General features: G+C 38.1%; 14 protein-coding genes. 6 read left to right on the forward strand and 8 right to left on the reverse strand.

Annotated features, from left to right (window positions below; translation table 11 throughout):
- Positions 1-150: 150 nt before the first annotated feature.
- The 4 genes from H7U22_RS00845 to H7U22_RS00860 form a co-directional block, all read right to left on the reverse strand.
- On the reverse strand, positions 151-723 hold the full coding sequence (locus H7U22_RS00845) for an isochorismatase family protein (protein ID WP_187069447.1): 573 nt from the start codon (positions 721-723) through the stop codon (positions 151-153).
- 15 nt (positions 724-738) lie between these two features.
- Positions 739-1,998 (reverse strand): MFS transporter, encoded by a 1,260-nt coding sequence (locus H7U22_RS00850; protein ID WP_187069448.1) that lies wholly within the window; start codon positions 1,996-1,998, stop codon positions 739-741.
- A gap of 9 nt (positions 1,999-2,007) precedes the next feature.
- A complete protein-coding gene (locus H7U22_RS00855; protein ID WP_187069449.1) occupies positions 2,008-2,433 on the reverse strand; it encodes a MarR family winged helix-turn-helix transcriptional regulator in 426 nt (141 codons plus the stop codon).
- A gap of 104 nt (positions 2,434-2,537) precedes the next feature.
- Positions 2,538-2,735 (reverse strand): hypothetical protein, encoded by a 198-nt coding sequence (locus H7U22_RS00860; protein WP_187069450.1) that lies wholly within the window; start codon positions 2,733-2,735, stop codon positions 2,538-2,540.
- A 154-nt stretch (positions 2,736-2,889) separates the two neighbouring features.
- Here H7U22_RS00860 and H7U22_RS00865 point away from each other — a divergent pair, with 154 nt between their 5' ends.
- Together H7U22_RS00865 and H7U22_RS00870 are read left to right on the forward strand one after the other, a co-directional pair.
- Positions 2,890-3,768: an oxidoreductase gene (locus H7U22_RS00865; protein WP_248284644.1), complete on the forward strand. Its 879-nt coding sequence runs from the start codon at positions 2,890-2,892 to the stop codon at positions 3,766-3,768.
- Positions 3,769-4,040: 272 nt separating this feature from the next.
- A complete protein-coding gene (locus H7U22_RS00870; RefSeq protein ID WP_187069451.1) occupies positions 4,041-4,844 on the forward strand; it encodes a helix-turn-helix domain-containing protein in 804 nt (267 codons plus the stop codon).
- Here H7U22_RS00870 and H7U22_RS22985 read toward each other — a convergent pair whose 3' ends face one another.
- From H7U22_RS22985 to H7U22_RS00885, 3 genes are all read right to left on the reverse strand, one after another.
- Entirely contained in the window at positions 4,845-7,106 is a 2,262-nt protein-coding gene (locus H7U22_RS22985; protein ID WP_222621772.1) for a T9SS type B sorting domain-containing protein, read from the reverse strand.
- 172 nt (positions 7,107-7,278) lie between these two features.
- Complete coding sequence (locus tag H7U22_RS00880) at positions 7,279-9,207, reverse strand: carbohydrate-binding domain-containing protein (protein WP_187069453.1); 1,929 nt, start codon at positions 9,205-9,207, stop codon at positions 7,279-7,281.
- A gap of 139 nt (positions 9,208-9,346) precedes the next feature.
- On the reverse strand, positions 9,347-9,793 hold the full coding sequence (locus tag H7U22_RS00885; protein WP_187069454.1) for a GNAT family N-acetyltransferase: 447 nt from the start codon (positions 9,791-9,793) through the stop codon (positions 9,347-9,349).
- A gap of 168 nt (positions 9,794-9,961) precedes the next feature.
- Between H7U22_RS00885 and H7U22_RS00890 the strand changes: the two genes are divergently transcribed.
- Entirely contained in the window at positions 9,962-11,092 is a 1,131-nt protein-coding gene (locus tag H7U22_RS00890; protein ID WP_187069455.1) for an alkaline phosphatase, read from the forward strand.
- A 252-nt stretch (positions 11,093-11,344) separates the two neighbouring features.
- On the opposite strand, the gene H7U22_RS00895 is transcribed toward H7U22_RS00890, so the two are convergent.
- A complete protein-coding gene (locus tag H7U22_RS00895; protein WP_187069456.1) occupies positions 11,345-12,400 on the reverse strand; it encodes a PepSY-associated TM helix domain-containing protein in 1,056 nt (351 codons plus the stop codon).
- Positions 12,401-12,692: 292 nt separating this feature from the next.
- On the opposite strand from H7U22_RS00895, the gene H7U22_RS00900 reads away from it, so the two are divergent.
- The 3 genes from H7U22_RS00900 (at position 12,693) to H7U22_RS00910 (ending at position 18,401) form a co-directional block, all read left to right on the forward strand.
- On the forward strand, positions 12,693-14,039 hold the full coding sequence (locus tag H7U22_RS00900) for a histidine phosphatase family protein (RefSeq protein ID WP_187069457.1): 1,347 nt from the start codon (positions 12,693-12,695) through the stop codon (positions 14,037-14,039).
- A gap of 119 nt (positions 14,040-14,158) precedes the next feature.
- Positions 14,159-16,978, forward strand: a complete 2,820-nt coding sequence (locus H7U22_RS00905) for a TonB-dependent receptor (RefSeq protein ID WP_187069458.1) — start codon at positions 14,159-14,161, stop codon at positions 16,976-16,978.
- A gap of 4 nt (positions 16,979-16,982) precedes the next feature.
- Positions 16,983-18,401, forward strand: coding sequence for a hypothetical protein (locus tag H7U22_RS00910; RefSeq protein WP_187069459.1), 1,419 nt, complete (start codon positions 16,983-16,985; stop codon positions 18,399-18,401).
- Positions 18,402-18,411: the final 10 nt, after the last annotated feature.

Here is an 18,411-nt window from a genome sequence, read left to right on the forward strand (position 1 = left end):
GTCACCAAAATCTAATTCATTATTCGGGCGTTCCCCCTTTACGATGAAGGACCGTAAAAGGTGGCGGGCTTTTCAGGGCTTCGCTTCGCTGCGGTACCCAAAAAAAATGGGTACTAAACCCTTGCAATCCCTAACGCAAAACCCATCAGACTAAACTCTTTGCCCAATTAATTTTTCGATAATTTTCTCCGTATCGTCTACCTCTCCAATTCTAGGGAAAATACGTTTTACACTGTGCTCGTGCGCATCTGCATTGGTATCGGCCATAGCATCTATAGCGAATGTTAGGTTGTAACCGCGTTCGCTTGCTGCTCTGGCTGTTCCCTCAACACCAACACTGGTCGATATTCCAGCAAGCACAATACCGGTTATTCCCCTCTTTTTCAACGCCAGATCCAAAGCTGGATTGGAGAATGCATTCCAGGCATTTTTTGTAATAAAGATATCCGCATCGGTGGTTTTAATTTCTGGTGCAATTTCATACCATTTATCTGGAAAGCTTACAAATTGCGTTTTAACATCTTTGCGCAAGTCATTTAACAACGATTTTGTCGGGTCTACGTTAACCACAACAATAGTTAAATTTTCTTTTCTGAAAGCCGAAACCAACTGTGCCGCCTTTGCCAAAACCTCCTTAGCAGGTTTTGTTATTGGGAAATTTACAATTCCATTCTGCAGATCTATTAAAATCAGCGCCGTATTTTTATCTAGGGAAGTAACCATTTTTATGTTTTTAAATTATATTTTTTGCATTTCAGGCGGATTCAGCGGTTCTGAAACCTCAACATTTTTAACTTCTTCCTTGCGCAGTTTTCGGTAGAGTAAAACACCGATAATCAAGGCGATAGCACCCTCAAGTAAAACCGTATCGGGTGTTCCAATCCATTGCGAAATGCCACCAATTAATAAACCGCCAAGTGGTTGCATCCCAAAAAAGGCCATAGCATAAAAGCTAATCACTCGTCCACGCATATTTTCATCAACCGTAGTCTGAATTAAGGTGTTGCTAATGGTAATCTGAGACATCATGCCGAAACCAGAAACCGTAGCGAAAAGTAGCGCAAGCGGATAGTAAGTGCTGTGCGAAAAGAGCATGAGGCCGATTCCAAAAACCAATGTGTTGATGGCCAAAATTTTTCTCAGGTTTCTGCCCGGTTTTAATGAGGCTAAAAATATAGCTCCCGAGAATGCACCCAGCCCAATTACACTATCTATCACACCAAATGTAGAAGCCGTTCCTTTAAAAATGTCTTTGGCATAAACTGGAATGAGTGTGCTAAATGGCAAAACGAGTAGACTGATCAACGCCAGCATCAGAATAACCAAACTAATAGAAGGTGTTTTCTTGATGTAGGCAAAACCTTCCTTTAGCTCCCCGATTACATTTTTTGTATGGGGCTTAGCAATGTATTTCGGCAGTTTCATCATCAGTAACGAACCAATAACGGCAATAAAACTTACTGCATTTAGTCCAAAGCAAATATCATCACCAAATTTTTCAAGTGCCAAACCTGCCAAACCCGGCCCAATTAGTCGAGAGAGGTTTACCATAGAAGAGTTTAGCGCCAGTGCATTGGGCAAATCTGCCTTGTCATCAACCATTTCATAAACAAGGGATTGCCTCGCCGGAACATCAAAAGCATTAATCAATCCGAGCAAGGCACTTAGGGCAATAATTTCCCAAACAGAATAATGCTTAAAGAAAATTAACATCGTCATTAAAACGGCCTGAACCATCGATGCAATCTGCGTAATTAGCAAAAGCTTATATCGGTTATATCGATCGGAGGCTACCCCGCCAATGAATGAAAAAATAAACGATGGGAACAAACTGGCAAAGAGTGTTAAGCCGAGCATAAATTTGGAATGTGTTTCCGAATAAATTACCCAGCTTACGGCAGTTTTCTGCATCCAGGTTCCAATTAGAGATACCGATTGGCCGCCAAAGTATAGCCTATAATTTCGACTTTTAAATGCATTAAATGTGCTGATTTTCATAACCCGTAATTAAAAATCAACCAATTTTGCTAAGGCCACAATGGCATTATTCAATGCTTTTTTATCTTGATCTGTACAGGCATGATCGATCGCCATTGCTAGCCATTCTTCTCGTTCATGCCTAACCTGTTTAATCATTTCCAAGCCGGTTGAGGATATGGAAATGTAGATTTTCCGTTTATCACTTTCCGAAATACTTTTTTCAATAAGGTTAAGTGCATCTAAGTGATTCAAAACTTGCCCCATAGATTGTGGGGTAATTTTTTCAATTACGGCAAGTTCTGCAGATAGATATTTCTGACTTTCCAGCAAAACCAGAACAGAACGTTCCGTTTGCGAAAGCACGGTGTTTATGGGAGAAAGCTTCCGCATTTTTCGTACCAGTCGGGTTAAAACTGGTCGAAGGGCGGAGGCCAATTGCTGGCTGTCTAACATTCTAATATTTGTAAGGTAAGCTTATAAGTTTACCTTACAAATATAGTGCAATTATTTTTACTTTCTGATCATTTATAATAAATTAGCAATATTTTTCAAGTCCACTATTTTTTCTTCCAGCCCTTTTGCATTTTCTTGTAAGCCTTCTTGCTGATTTTAGATTTCTTTTTAGAACGTGATTTACCTTTCTTTTTACGGGCATTGATATTATTGACAAGGGAATTTTTTACGCCCAATTTATTCTTTTTCTTCCCTTTCTTCTTATCCTTTTTCTTTTTGCTTTTTGTCTTTTCCTTAGCCATGATTTAAATTTTATAAGATTTCCTAAAATACAACACTGCAAAAATCAAATGGTTCAACAAAAATTTGCGTGAGCTTTTTAGCAAAACAAATTGAGCTTTACAACAAAACTATAATTTTCAATTCGATCTACCTTTGACTAAACAAAAATTAAAAATGATGATAAAAATTTGGTTTATAACAGGCAGTTCACGCGGATTGGGACGGAGCCTTACCGAAGCAGTATTGGCTAAAGGCGATAAAGTAGCCGCAACAGCAAGAAATATAAATGCACTAAAAGACTTGGTAGAAAAATATCCCAAACAGATTTTTCCGATAAAATTGGATGTGACAGATTACGATCAAGTGCATTTGGCAGTCGAATCTACTATTGAGCATTTTGGGCAGCTCGATGTTTTAGTAAACAATGCAGGTTTTGGAATTGTTGGCGCTGCAGAAGCTTATAGCGATGAGCAAGTTCGCAGTCAGCTGGAAACCAACTTATATGCGCCAATAGAAATTACAAGAGCTGTTTTGCCTTATATGCGCAAACAGGGTTTTGGTCGGATTTTACAAATTAGCTCCATTGGTGGGCGAGTGGGCAATGCTGGTGTAAGTATTTACCAGGCAGCTAAATTTGGATTAAGTGGTTTTACAGAATCCTTAGCAAAAGAAGTTAAAGATTTAGGAATCTTGGTTACCAGTGTAGAGCCTGGGGGTTTTAGAACCGATTGGGCTGGAGATTCTATGACTTATGCAGCAAAAATTGAGGGATATGAGTTGGTTGATCAACGCAGTGAATTTTTTCAAAGCGGAAATTTTGTGCCTACTGGAGATCCAGAAAAAGCTGCGCAAGTGATGATTAATTTGGTCGAAAATCCGGAACCTCCTATCCATTTGGTTTTAGGTAGCGAAGCAATTGGAATGTTGAAACATACGGATGCCACCAGAACTGAAGAAATGGAAAAATGGATGGAAGTAAGTTTATCCACAGATCATGACGAAGCCACTAACTTTTTGGATACTGAGTTGGGTAAGACGTTTACTAAAAAATAGTATTTGCCTTAATTTTTTTTAGGTAAATGGAAATTATGTAGATGATTTTAACCACAGATGGACACGGATAAACACTGATAAACACGAATAAATGTTTCATATGTGGTTAAATTAATCATCGCTGGTAAGGAAAATGTAGTTAGTCGGGATTTGTTCCATAGGAGTTCCTTTGGAAAAAATCTCGACCAGCGATTAGTAAATGGTTATTAACTCGTTCATTTTAAGAAACCGTAATGCCAAGTATTGCCCATTATTTCATAAATTTGATTTAGATGCAAGAAGAGAAAAAACGCCCTAAAATTTTATATTCCTGTTATTCTAAGAAGAGTAGTGAAGGTGAGCAGTTTATAGAAAGTCATAATTTTGGGTACATCATTTCTGGTGTTTCAGAAATGTTTATTGGTGGCCAAAAATTCGTTTTCAAACCTGGTGATTTTAGATTTTTTAGGCGCAATCAATTGGCTCGCTATACAAAATATCCACCTGCAGATGGAGGAGAATATCGTTCCATTTCCATCTCTATTGATCAGGCAACCCTACACAGCATTAGCGAGGAATTTAACTTAACAATGGATCATCCTGAGCCAGAAATTAATTCAATCCTTTTAAAACCCAATGCGCTTTTCACCAATTACATTGATTCTTTACAGCCGTATATAGATGGTGTAAATGAATTGAATAGTATGCTTACCAATTTGAAGGTAAAAGAAGCCGTGATGATTCTGCTCCAAACCATTCCGCAGATTAAAAACGTGCTTTTTGATTTCACCGAACCTGGGAAAATAGATCTGGAAGCGTACATGAATGCGCACTATAAATTTAATGTAGATAGCAACCGCTTCGCCTATTTAACTGGCAGAAGTTTAGCCACGTTTAAAAGAGATTTCGAGAAAATTTACAAGATGTCGCCGAATAAATGGCTCCAACAAAAACGATTAAATGATGCGTATTACCTGATTAAAGAAAAGGGTAGAAAATCTACTGAGGTATATCTTGAAGTTGGCTTCAAAGACCTTTCTCATTTTTCTTTTGCCTTTAAAAAAGCTTTCGGATTGGCCCCCTCAAAACTTGCATAGCTATCTTAAAATAGTAACAGAACCAGAATCTTTTTTAGTTCCCTTTTCCGAGATAATTAAATAATAGTAGGTGCCTACTGGTAACGATCTTCCATTTAAATTTCCGTCCCAAGGTTTTTTATAACCAGTAGATTGGTAAACAATCGAACCATTTCGGTTAAATACCTTAACTAAAGCATTATCGCTAACCGCATTAATTTGCCAATAATCGTTTACTCCATCGCCATTTGGCGTAAACGAATTTCGAACTAAGACTTCGCAATCGTTTCTAATGGCAACCGTTATCGGGTTTGAATAGGCAATGGGGTTGGTTGTACAAGCGTTCTCCGTTTGCATTTTTACAGTTACCACATCATTGTTTTTTAAGGTTGCTGATGTAAAAGTGCTTTCATTTATTCCTGTAGTTTTATCGTTTACCAACCACTCATAGGTTGGAGAAATAATTGAGTTTGATGTGCCTGTTGCAACAAATGTAATTGGAAAACCAGCACAAATGGGTTCTGTTGTAGAGGCATTAATTTCGACCGTTGGAGTTGTGTATTCTTCAATGGAAAGTCTAATTTCATTGGAAATATCCGAAATTACGGGAACGCAATAATCCGTATTTATAATTTGACAGGTTACCAAATCGCCATCTTTCGCATCAACCGTAGAGAATGTTGAAGCATTGTTATTTACATTTATGCCATTAAAAAACCAGTTAAAACTAGGATTGGTGCCAGCACTAGTTACAATTGCTCTAAAAGTTATTCTTACACCTTGGCACGCCTTTGTTGCATCTGCAGTTATTACCGCAAAAGGTTTCTGGAAATCAGATACAACAAAATTTCGAGTTGAGGTTTCAGTCCCATTTGTTGCCGTAATGGTTGTAATGCCGGGTGCAACAACATGGATTTTGCCCGCTAAAATTGTAGCCACCTGTAAATTGCTACTGGAGTAAGTAATCGGCATCCCGCTAATGGCTTCTGGATCAAAATCTGCCTGACAAATGTTGGCTGTCGGCAATTCGTTGAACACAATTTTACTTGCCGAAACCACTTCAATATTAACCGTTTCTGAATCACTTCCGAACAAATTGTACGCCGTAATTACGTAATCTGTTTTAGTCCAGGTTTCGGTTGGTGTGCCCGAAATAATTCCAGTTCGAGCATCAAAAACTAATCCGTTCGGAAGGTTTCTATCAATAGTATAACCGGTTAGGCTAATTTTTCTGATCAAGTTATTGTTGAAATCAGTTACAAATAAGTTGCCCAATTTATCAAAGGCAAGCATAATTGGACTGTTAAAACTTGCGCCCTTGCCAACCCCATTGGTATTTCCAATATTGCCACCGCCAGCTAAAGTAGTTACATCTCCATTGGGCGTAATTTTTCTAACCTGATAATTTCGATAATCGGCAACGTAAAGATTGTTGTTCGGGTCGATGGTGATTCCCGTAGGATAATAAAGTCTGGCGTTTGTTCCATTTCCATCTACACTGCCAGGTAAACCGCTTCCGGCAAAAGTACTTACTACCCCAGCTGGCGTAATTTTTCTGATTTTATTATTGCCGGCATCTGCTACATATATGTTAAATTGATTATCCACAGCGACACCGTCTGGCCGATAAAAAGTGGCAACATTTACATTTCCATCTATCGCAGAAGCTTGCCCAGTTCCCGCAATTACCGTTAATACACCGCTTGGCGTAATCATTTTGATTTGATTACTACCCTGATCAGCTACATACAAATTTCCGACACCATCAAAATTCAATCCACCGGGATTTGAAAATCCCGAAGCAAAAACGGTTTTAACACCTGCTGGAGTTATCCTATAAATTACCTTATCCCAAGAGCTCGAAACAAATACATTTCCAGTATCATCTGCAGTTAGTCCAGTTGGATCAGTCGCATTGCCAATAGTGGTAACCACGCCTGCTGGGGTTATTTTTCTAATTGCGCCACTGCCAAAATCGCAGATGTAAATATTGCTATTTGCATCTAAACCAATGCCAGATGGAAGGTTAAAACTCGCGTTTGTGCCAATGCCATTCCCCGATAAACTTGCTCCACTACCTGCAAAGGTGCTTACCTGTTTGTAAATATTTGCCGGAACTGCGCCACCTTGATTTGTGGGGATAAGAGGAGCTATAGTGATGCCCGTTACATAAGTTTGTGGACTTGCATAGGTAATATCTGGTTTTTGTGCCACAGCATTTTTAAAACTGAAGCAGAAAAATATCATTAAGATGTAGAGAGATGGTTTGGTTGTTCTTTTCACTTATTTAAACGATTGAGCGATTAATCGAATAAAATTACGGAAATAAATGAGATTGAAAACCGCTTAATGAAATGATTACATATTGCGATGGATGAATTAACTTATTGTGGACTCTGGAGAGCGAAAAAGGCATCAGATTTTCTGATGCCTTCACAAAAAAAGTATTATAAAATTATTTGCTCACATTGGTGAGGATAGAACTTGTAGTAAAGTTTGTAGCGGTTGATGCCTTTGTGTAAGTAGAACCAGTGTATAAACCGTAAAAGTTAGTACCACCTGTTAAGCTCCCACCTGTATAAACTGAATAACTCGTGTTTGCAACTAAACCTGGCATACTAAATAACATGGTCATTTTAGAATAGGCTCTCGGCACTTTAAAAGTAAATATTTCTAAACCTGTTGAGGATTCTACATGAACAATCTGATCTGCCGTTGCAGTTGTGCTTAATATTACTGCTCTTTGTGTGGTTACACTTGTGGTTGGAGTACTGGTTGCACCTCCAACACCAATTAATGTTCCACCTGTAATTTTAAATGTATTGTTATCGCAATCGAAACCTTCTTCTGGAGCAGTGGTGCCCGAAGAAATAATCAATCCACCGGTAATGGTCATGGTTCCATTCGAGTCAATTCCATCATTCGTAGTACTATAGCAATAAATATTTCCACCATTTATTACAATCTGTTTAGATGCGTTTAAGCCGTCATCATAGGCCAATGATACAATAGTTCCTCCGTTTATAGTGAGGATAGTTTTGCTTTCAATCCCTTCAGCATCTTTTCCTGTGGTTTTTACAGAAATGTTGCCACCGTTAATGGTTAAATCGCCATCACTTTTTATGGCTTTCGCCGATGTATCTTCCGATCCGTAAGTAAATACACCACCCGATGTTGTTACGGTAATTGTTCCATCGTTAATAATCAATGTGCCATCGGCGTTAATGCCTTTTCCACCACTTCCCGAACTTGCAATGGTTACAGTACCTTTATCCATTTTAAAATTGCCTCCACTTTTAATGCCCGATGCTGAAGAGATATCTTTATCTGTAGTATCGTAAAAAGCATCTCCAGATGTGTTAATGTTTAAGTTCGCATTGGTTATGGTAAAATCTTTTCCACTGATTAATCCTTTTGCGCCCTTACCAGAAACAGTAATTTTAACCACATCAGTAGTGTTTATTGTGGTTGCGCCTTCACTTTTTATGCCCATTCCCTTTTCTCCAGTGGTCGTTATGGTTATTGTACCTCCATTAATTTTTACCGAAGGATCTATGCTGATATCTGTACCTTCATAAGAAGCAGAAATTCCATCATCAACGCTACTGATTATAATGGTGCCAGCTGTAGTTTGAACATATCCTTCTTCAGCTTCAATTCCATCTCCGGCTGAGGTGATGTTTAAAGAACCACCTTCCATGGTAAAATAATCATTAGCATGAATCCCATCAGATACAGCGCCGGTAACCGTTATGGTTCCACTTTTTACATCCACATAATCATCACTACAAATGGCGTGTTTGTAATTTCCTTTTACAATTAACCTACCATTACCGGTAAAAATTAATTGTCCGTTGCTAAACAGAGTTCCTTTCATATCTTCCGTTCCGCTTGCAGTATATGTTGTGCCATCTATTAAGCGGTTATTGGTTGCGCCAACTAAGGTTACGGTTGCTTTTTTACCAGACTGAATATTAATAGCCGGTCCATCTTTACTAATGATATCTGCTCCATTTAGTACCAATCCGAATTTATAATCGCTATAAATTTTTATTGCCCCACTTGTTGTACTGCCAGAAACCACGTAGTTTACTTCGGTGCTCTGTATAGAGGATGTTATGGTAACCATTCCATTTGCATTTGCAATAGAAACGCCGCTACTTGCATATGGATTAGTTACGGTAGCCACATTATTTGCGTAGGTAATTAGCACTGCATTTGCAACCGTGGTATCTTTTGCGTTGGTTACTATAGTTCCGTATGTTGTAGTCGTTTCTGTTGTGGTGGTTTCATCATCAGTCGTTTCGCTTTTTTTGCAGGAAACCAAGTTTAGGCATAGAATGGCAAAGCCAATTATAGCGGGTAAAAATTTCAATAACCTCATCTGTTTTTAAATCGTTAATTAATAAAAGCAGGAAATTATTGCGATTTAATGTAGGGTGGAGCCATGACTCTACGAATGGTGGTATTGACTCGATTAAAGTGTTAAAATTAAGTTAAAGCGTATCTAATGCCAACTTAAATTAGTTTTTCCTCAATTCCATAGATAGAATTGGATAGGGTTTACCCACAGCATCATGCTCATAACGATCGGTAATCTGGAAGCCCAAATGTTTGTAAAACCCAAAAGCCTGTTTGTTTTGTTCATTAACATCTACCTTTTTAATGTTTCTATTTTTAATGGCAAAGCCGATGAGTTGTTTTCCAACACCCTTACCTCTAAAGTTGGGATGAATAAAAAGCATCTGAAGAAAATCATCCGATAGGCCCATAAAACCAATAATTTCATCTTCCAGTTTAAGGCAAAATAAATCCACTTGATCTAAATATTTGTTGAAGATTAGTTTTTTGTAGGATTGGATATCCGCCTCTGATAAAAAATGATGAGTTGCCCGAACAGAAGATTCCCATAAGGAAATTAACGCTGGATAATCGGATTTGCTGAGTACGTAAAGCTGGTAGTGTTGCATCGTTATGCAAACTTAACCATTGCTTTGGCAGATTGTTCTTAATCTTTAAATAAAAAACGCCTGTCGCCAAATACGAAGCACCGCACACATTTAACAATTTCATAATCCTATTTAACCAAATTAATCAGATCATCAACTCATCTTTGTTAAAAGCCTGCGGTTTGCAAATTGCCAGATTCTGCCGCTGCAAGTTCCTCCTGGGGAGGTGGAATGCGGGTTAGAAATGGCTCGCTAAATGTTGGGCCCAATGGAGAAAAACCTCAACCAATTCTTCAGAAATTTAAAGAACAAGGTAAGAAAGTAGGTTGTGTAACTACGGTTCCAATTACACATGCAACTCCAGCTGGTTTTTGCATCAATATAGATAATCGCGGTGGTCAGGATATTATTGCTGAACTTTATCTGGCATTAAAATTTGATGTGATGATGGGCGGCGGAAGTAAATATTTCGGCGAAAAAAGAGTAGGTGGAAACTTGTTGCCTAAATATTTAACTCAAGGATATAAAGTTGCAGAAAATAGAGCCGAAATGTTGGCGCTCGATAAATCTAAACCCGTTTTAGGTTTGTTTGCAGAAGATGGAATGCCTTATGAAGTAGATAGATTACATGATGCAGAACTGATGAAAACTGTTCCATCCATCGCCGAAATGACGATGAAAGCAATTGAGTTGATGAAAGACCATAAAGATGGCTTTGCTTTGCAGATAGAAGGTGGAAAGGTAGATTGGGCAGCACATTCTAATGATCTTGGCGGACTTATTTTTGACCAACTTGCCTTCGATGAAGCTGTTGGAAAAGTGATTGAATTTGCCGAAAAAGATGGCGAAACATTAGTAATTATTACAACTGATCATGGCAACTCCAATCCGGGGCTTTTTTATGCCGATGAAGCCAATAAAAAATTTGATAATCTTCAAAAATTCAAACACAGTAATACTTGGTTACTTGGGCAATTGAATCAATCTTTTAGCGAGCAGAAGATTATGGAAATGATTAAGGAAAATCAAGGAATAGAAATGAAATCTGATGATATTAAATCACTCCTTGCGCATTTTAAAGAGATTGTTCCTGGGCAATTGTATAATGAAGCCAATCTTCCTTTTTACGAATATGGAAAAATTTTGGGTAAATATACGGATGTTCAATGGGCAGGAATGAACCATACCGGCGACTATGTAGAATTAACGATGTTTGGTCCTGGTGCTGAAAGCCTTAAGCCATTTGTTAAAAATTATGAACTGCACAATTTTATGTTAAAAGCAGCCGAAATGCCAATACATTTTTTAAACAGATCCTAAATCTGTACAAACTTTTTTATTTAAAATGCAACAATTTAATTTGTTGCATTTTTTATTTTTCCAATCCCGATTGCTTAGGCAAAAAAGGCCTTAATTTTATCCCATCTGGCGCAAGCGTACGCTTGTGCCCTTCAATATTTAATCAAATCTTTTCAACAGAATTTCTCTTTTAGCACAATCGGAGACTTTCGCTAGAGTATCCTTAAACTAGAGGGGAGAACTCTTTTTGCACTAATAATTTTATTGAACAACTTAAACTACGCTAATCTTTTTCTTCTTCTTACCTCTGCCCAAGTAAATTAAAAGACCTGTAATGGGAAGCGAGGCTGTTAAAAACGACACAATAAATGCAAGCAGTTTGGTTGGCCAGCCAAAAATACTTCCGGTATGAATGGGCTTGTTCAGTTTGCGAATTTGGTTGCCTAAAGTTAAAGAAGCAAAAGGACGCTTGCTAATCACTGCCCCAGTTCGATTGTCAAAATAAATCTGATCTACTGTTTTTACAACATCTTCACCATTTTCTTTTGAAACCAGTATTGGCTTATCCTTTTTATCAGGAAAATTGATGCTTAAATCACCTTGATGAAGGTATATACTATTGCTTTCCATTACAATTTTTGAGTAAAGACCATCTATTTTTTTAGCTTTATCTACCTTTTGCATCACCATTTCTGGCTTTGAAGTTTTTCCATCTGCAAGCTTAAACATTAGGGTTTCTATCCAATCATAACTCCAAATCAATCCGGTTAAGGTGATGATAAAAAGAAAAATCATTACATAAAATCCGCCAACAGCATGTAAATCCCAGTTTGTTCTTTTAAAAGAAGCATTCTGTTTAACCATAATCCGCTGTTTAAGCACCTTTCTGTTTTTTGGCCACCACAGGTAAAGTCCGCTAATCGTCATAAAAAAGGTTATTGCACAGGAAATTCCGGTGATGGTTTTCCCAACTGATCCAGCAAGCAGAAACCGATGCAGGTTAAGAACAACAGCAAAAAAGCGCTTATTTTCTTTTCCTTCGGATAAAATTTCTCCAGAATAAGGATTGATATACAAATAATCATAACCCAGTTTTTTGCTGCCAAACGTTGCTTTTACACTTCTGTAGGGCTCTGAGGGAAGGATCATTCTAAATATTTTCTTTTTTGGAGATGCGGTTTTAGCAATCGATAACAGAGAATCGACCGAAAGTTTATCGCCTTTGGGCACAACCTGCTGTTCTTTAACGAAAAATACGGATGTAAGTTCATCTTCAAAAGAAAGAATGCAACCTGTTAGCGCAACCACTAATAAAACGCTTCCAGCCAAAAGGCCAAGCTATAAGTGTAGAAAGGAAACAATTTTGCTTACGGTGGTTCTGAAACTACTTTTCTTTACTAAATTTCTCGTTTGGGATTCTACCTTCATGTGTTGATTTCGACTGGTAATTAAGGATTTGATGCTAGCATAAAAGATCAATCGCAAAAGTAGCTTTTATTTAGATTAATTAAAATAAGCGCAAAGCTTAAGTTAAAGCCCAATTTTCTGGATCATTTAGTGCATTTAATTTAACCTTATCTTAATATTAAATCCTCTACTTTTGGCGGTATTAATGGCCATTATGAACAGAATTTACATTTTACTACTTCTTACAGCATTTTCTTTATCTGGTTTTGCTCAGCAAAAACCATCCATAAAGCTTGGAACAAAAACGCTTTATCAGCCTTTACAATCCAATTATACACCTGTACCATCAGGCTATAAAGCAGTTTATATCAATTTTATTGGCCGGCATGGCGCAAGGCACTTAACTAAAGATGTAAAGGTTAGTTATGCTTGGCGATTATTAAAAAAGGCAGATAGCTTAAACGTACTTAACGATGAAGGCAAAATGCTTTGGAAGATGGTTTCCAATTTGGATAAGGTAGAAGAAAAAGGATTTGCATCGATCTCCAAAACCGGAGCAGAAGAGCTTGAAGGAATTGCCAAGCGCATGTATACCAATCAGAAAAATGTATTCTCTGGAAATTCCACGCCTTTGATGATCTCTACTACCAAAAAAGGAAGGACAAAGGAAAGTGCTGAGGCATTTTTAGCTGGATTGAAAGCTGAAAAACCATCCCTAACCGAAAATGTAAAGTTTAATTATGCCGATGATGATCACCTTAGGTTTTACGATTTTTCTAAAACTTATAACGAATTTGAAGAACATGGCGCTTGGATAAAAGAGTATCAAAAACTGGCCAACATAAAAAAACTAAACTCGATTACGGATCAATTTGTAAATAAGTTTTTTAAGGCTGATTTTTTAAAAAGCTTAAATCCTGAAAACAGAACTACTTTTATAGAGGATATTTATGGGTTTTACACCATTTTAGGTGCAATAGAATACGAGATTAAAGCGGTAAACCTAAACGATACAGATTTAAACTTCGCAAAGTATTTTATTGCGACCGATTTAAAAGCACTTGGAGTTTTAGGCGATGCTGAAGATTTCCTGAAAAAAGGTCCAGGAATGAATGCCAATGGAATTCAGGTTAGAATTGCAGCGCCTTTACTAGCAGATTTCATCAACACCACAGATAGCTATCTAAAATCAAATAGCCCAAAAGCCGATCTTCGTTTTGCACATGCAGAAACCGTAGCACCTTTTGCAGCGATTATGAATATTAAAGGAGCTTCAGAACCAGCTAAAGATATTTTAAGTTTTAATCAAGTTTGGAAGGCAGAAAAAGTGATTCCATTCAGTGCCAATATCCAGTGGATCTTTTATAAAAATGAATCCAAAAATCAATACTTGGTTAAATTTCTGCTCAACGAAAAGGAAGTTGCAATTAATGGTTTAAGCACAAAAACTTATCCGTATTACAACTGGGATTCTGTACGTGCATTCTATTTAAAAAAGCTCAAGAGCTTAAAAGTCAGACTAAACGACAATATGCATGATTATTTACTAAATGTTAAATAATTGGTTTTCGGATCCTTCATTTTTAATCTAACAAAAATAAAAATTTAACATAACCTTAATACGAACGGCTGTTTGTGTTAAAGTTCGAAGAGTTCCTTTGCGGTAAATAAACACCGTAAATGAAGAGACTATTACTCACCATAGTTCATGTGATTTTTTGCCTAGTTGCAATGGCTCAATATGATGGATCCATCAGAGGAACCGTAATCGATAAAAACACAAAGGAAACGCTAATTGGTGCTACTGTAACACTTAAGAATCAAAGTAAAACGTTTAAAACTTCTGTATCAACAGGTTTAGATGGAAGTTATGTTTTTAGAAACGTTAAGCCCGGAAAATATGAAGTTGAGGCCAAATTTGTGGCTTATAAAGATGATGATAAAGAATTTGAACTTAAAGCAGGCGAAGTAAAAATCATCAGTCTACAGATCGAGAGCAAATCAAGCGATTTGGATGAGGTAAAAATCTCCGGAAAATCCGATGAGGGAAGTGATTATAAATCCCGTTCTATTGAACGTAAATCTGATCAGGTTTTAAATGCAGTTTCGGCAAGAGCAATAGAAATTTCGCCAGATTTAACCATTGCCAATGTTACCCAAAGGGTTTCTGGCGTTTCCATAGAAAGAAGCAATAATGGTGAAGGGCAATACGCAATTATCCGAGGAATGGATAAACGCTACAATTATACGTTGGTAAACGGCGTAAAAATTCCAAGTCCCGATAATAAGAATAGGTACGTACCATTAGATATTTTTCCTGCGGATATTGTTGATCGCATGGAGGTTTATAAATCATTAACACCAAATTTAGAAGGCGATGCCATTGGTGGCGGAATTAACTTGGTTTTAAAAGATGCGCCAGATCGTTTAACTATTCGTGCAAATGTAGCAGTTGGTTTGGCAGGTTCGCTTTTCAATCAGGATTACACCCAGTTTGATCATTCGGCAAGTGCCAAATCTTCTCCAAGAAGTGTTAACGGAAATGGCTATTCAGCTACGCTGGCAGATTTTCCCAACAATGCATTTAATTACAGCACTAAAAAGGCACCTATTTCTACAGTATTTGGAGTAAGTATTGGCGGAAGATCAACAGATAAAAAATTCGGAGCACTTGCCGCGGTGAGTTATCAAAATACCTATCGTGGAACTAGCACTGTTTTTTACGACACTGATGTAGACCGTGCAACCAACGAACCGGCTTTAAAAAGTGTGCAGGCCAGAAGTTACAGCATTCAACAGGAACGTACAGGCTTACACGCTAAATTGGATTACAAATTTAATAAAGATCATAAAATAGATCTTTATGCCTCGTACATGAACTTGGCTCAAAACCAGTTTCGTTTTCAAAGCGATACGACTCTAAACTTGGGTCGTGTGGGTATGGGAACCGGCCGTGTGAGCAACACGTATCGCAGCAGCCGAATTGTACAGCAAATCTTTAGTACAAACCTTCATGGCGAACACGAACTGGCCGATCATTTGGACATGAACTGGTCGCTGGTTTACGCCAAAGCCGATGCAAATGAACCTGATCGTGCAAGCTTAAATATTGTTACTGGTAGAACTGCTATTTTGGATGCTGGAGGCATTAAAATCGGTGCCACACAAAATCCCGCTTTATTTAATTCTACAGGTGCTGCGCAATCTCATGTATGGGCGAAAAACTCAGATGAGGATAAAACTGCTTATTTAAACTTTATCTACAAACCAAAAATTGCCGATACCAAAGTAGAATTTAGTGTGGGTGGAATGTACCGCGATAAAACCAGAACTAGCAGTTACGATGATTATTCTTTAAGATTATCGGGCAGTACCACGCAGGTTTACGATGGCAACATCAACAACAACACGTTCATGGTGCAAACAGTTGGTGGTTCACCAAGCGACCCCTTAAATTACAACTTCAAGGAAAAGGTAGCAGCTGCTTATGCACAGTTTAAATTTACCATTGGTAAGTTGCAAACTTTGGGCGGTGTACGTTACGAAAATACTCAGCAAGACTGGGTAACTTCGGCAAATGTAAACCAAACGGTTGGTGCAATCGGATCGAAGAAATACGATGATTTATTACCAAGTTTAAACTTTAAATATGCGCTGGGCGATAAACAAAACCTTCGGGCATCTTATTATTCGGCGATTAGCAGACCAGGTTTTTATGAATTGATTCCGCATACTGGTGGCGATCCGGATGCCGATTATCAAGAACTTGGCAATCCAAACTTAAAACGAATTACCTCTGATAACTATGATTTAAGATATGAGTTTTTTCCAAAACAGCTGGATCAGTTATTGGTTGGCGTGTTCTATAAAGACATTAAAAACCCAATAGAATATGCTTTGGTTAATCAGGCCACAAGTGTATTTTACACCGCAGCAAATTTCGGTAATGCATCCAATTATGGTTTCGAGGTCGATTTTACCAAATACATCAGTAAGTTCGGTTTCCGTGCAAACTATACCTTTACCGATTCTAAAATTACCACAACCAAAACCGTTTTATATAGAGATGCAGCAACGACATCTTTAACACAAAGAAATGAAGATCAAACCCGTCCGTTACAAGGTCAGTCGAAACACATCGGTAATCTTTCGCTTTTGTTTAAGGATGCTAAATCTGGAATTGATGCACAGGTTGCTGCGGTTTACACCGGACCAAGAATCTACACGGTTTCACCTTATCTTGATAACGACATCTGGCAGAAAGGCACCATCACTTTAGATCTTTCTGCAGAGAAAAAAGTTTCCAAAAACTTCTCAGTTTACATTAAAGTGAACAACCTTTTAAACACGCCGTCTGAATTAGAAATTAGAAGACCCTATCAAGTTACCGCTTCAACAATCAATCAGGATGTTGCCAACCAAACGGTAGGCGAAAATGTATTTGTGCGCAAAGATGAATACAAACAATTCTATTTACTGGGCTTACGCTACAAATTATAAGAACATGAAACCATCTTTAAAAATAAATATGCAGATGAAAAATATTCTAAAATCGGTATCCATTGTGGCTATAGTTGCCTTATTGGCTTCCTGCCACAAAGATGAATTACTAACCTTGTCGGTTCCTGTAATTCAATCGGGTTCTTTAATTACCTCAGAAAACCTCGCCGGCGGAAGCATTAAAGGCACCATGCAAAGCGGTAAAACTTACTATTTTGATAAGGATATTACCGTAAATGATGGCGATACCTTGCTGATGCAAAGTGGGGTTACCTTAATTGCCGTAGGCGATGGAACAAAAGATAAGGCACCACAAATCAGTGTACACGGCACGTTTATCAGTTTGGGTACGCAAGAGAAACCAAATTATATTACGGTACAAAATGCGGCAACTTATCACGCAGAAGCTAGCGCAGCAAAATATGATAATGTATTTAAAGGCAGTTGGGGTGGCATTGTAGCTACGCCTGCACCAGTTACAACAGCAAAACCAAATCCAAAAGGAGGCGATGTAATTATAAAATGGACGCATATCGAATTTCCTGGAGCAGCCTCTTATGGCAACGATGCCGCTATTTATAAAGATGGAGATCCGCGTTACGGGATTTATTTTGCCAACATTGAAAAGGATTTCATATTAGAAGACAGCTGGATTTTCGGAACTACGGATGACGGAATCAGAACCGTTGGTGGTAAAGTTTCCATCATGAGAAATACCTTCGAGCTTTGCGGAAAAGCAGGTGGCGAATGTTTCAATATGAAAAGTGGTACCGTTGGCGATTTAGCTTACAATATGCTAATCGGCTCGGCAACCAACGCTTTAAAAGCTTCAAATTCTGGTGGCACAACCGTTCAGTGCAATGTAAATATGTACAACAACACAATGGCCAATTGCGGTTTCCGCCAAACCAAAACAGGTCGCGGGGGTTCTATAAATTATGAGCAGGGTGCACGAGGTTTAATTTACAATAACCTGATTGTGAATTGCCGTTTCGGGTTAAGGATGACAACCGATGCCGATCTTACGAATATTGCTTACAACAACCAATATTATTTCGGCAGTACGGCAGGTATTTTAGCGCAGTTCTTGGCAAGCGATGGTGTGGCGAAAGCACAAAGTGCTGATCTAAAAAGCGCTACCGCGAAAGATAAAAATCCATTGTTCTTCAATTACATTACCGATCAATTTGATTATTCGGCAAACCCCGGACCAATTACAGCATCTTTAATGCCAGCATATATTACTTCGATTGGAAATTCAAATTTTGGTTTACAGGCCACATCTCCTGGACACAACAAAAGCAAAACCGATTTCTCGCCAATGGTAGCTGTTAAAACTACTGGCAGTTTTGGTGCAAAAATTACAGCACCCGGAAGCGACATCGGTGCCTATCAAACCGATGGCTCAGGGAATCAGCACTAATATTTACACA

It is taken from the genome of Pedobacter fastidiosus, from assembly GCF_014306625.1.
In the GTDB taxonomy this organism is placed as follows: Bacteria; Bacteroidota; Bacteroidia; order Sphingobacteriales; family Sphingobacteriaceae; genus Pedobacter; species Pedobacter fastidiosus.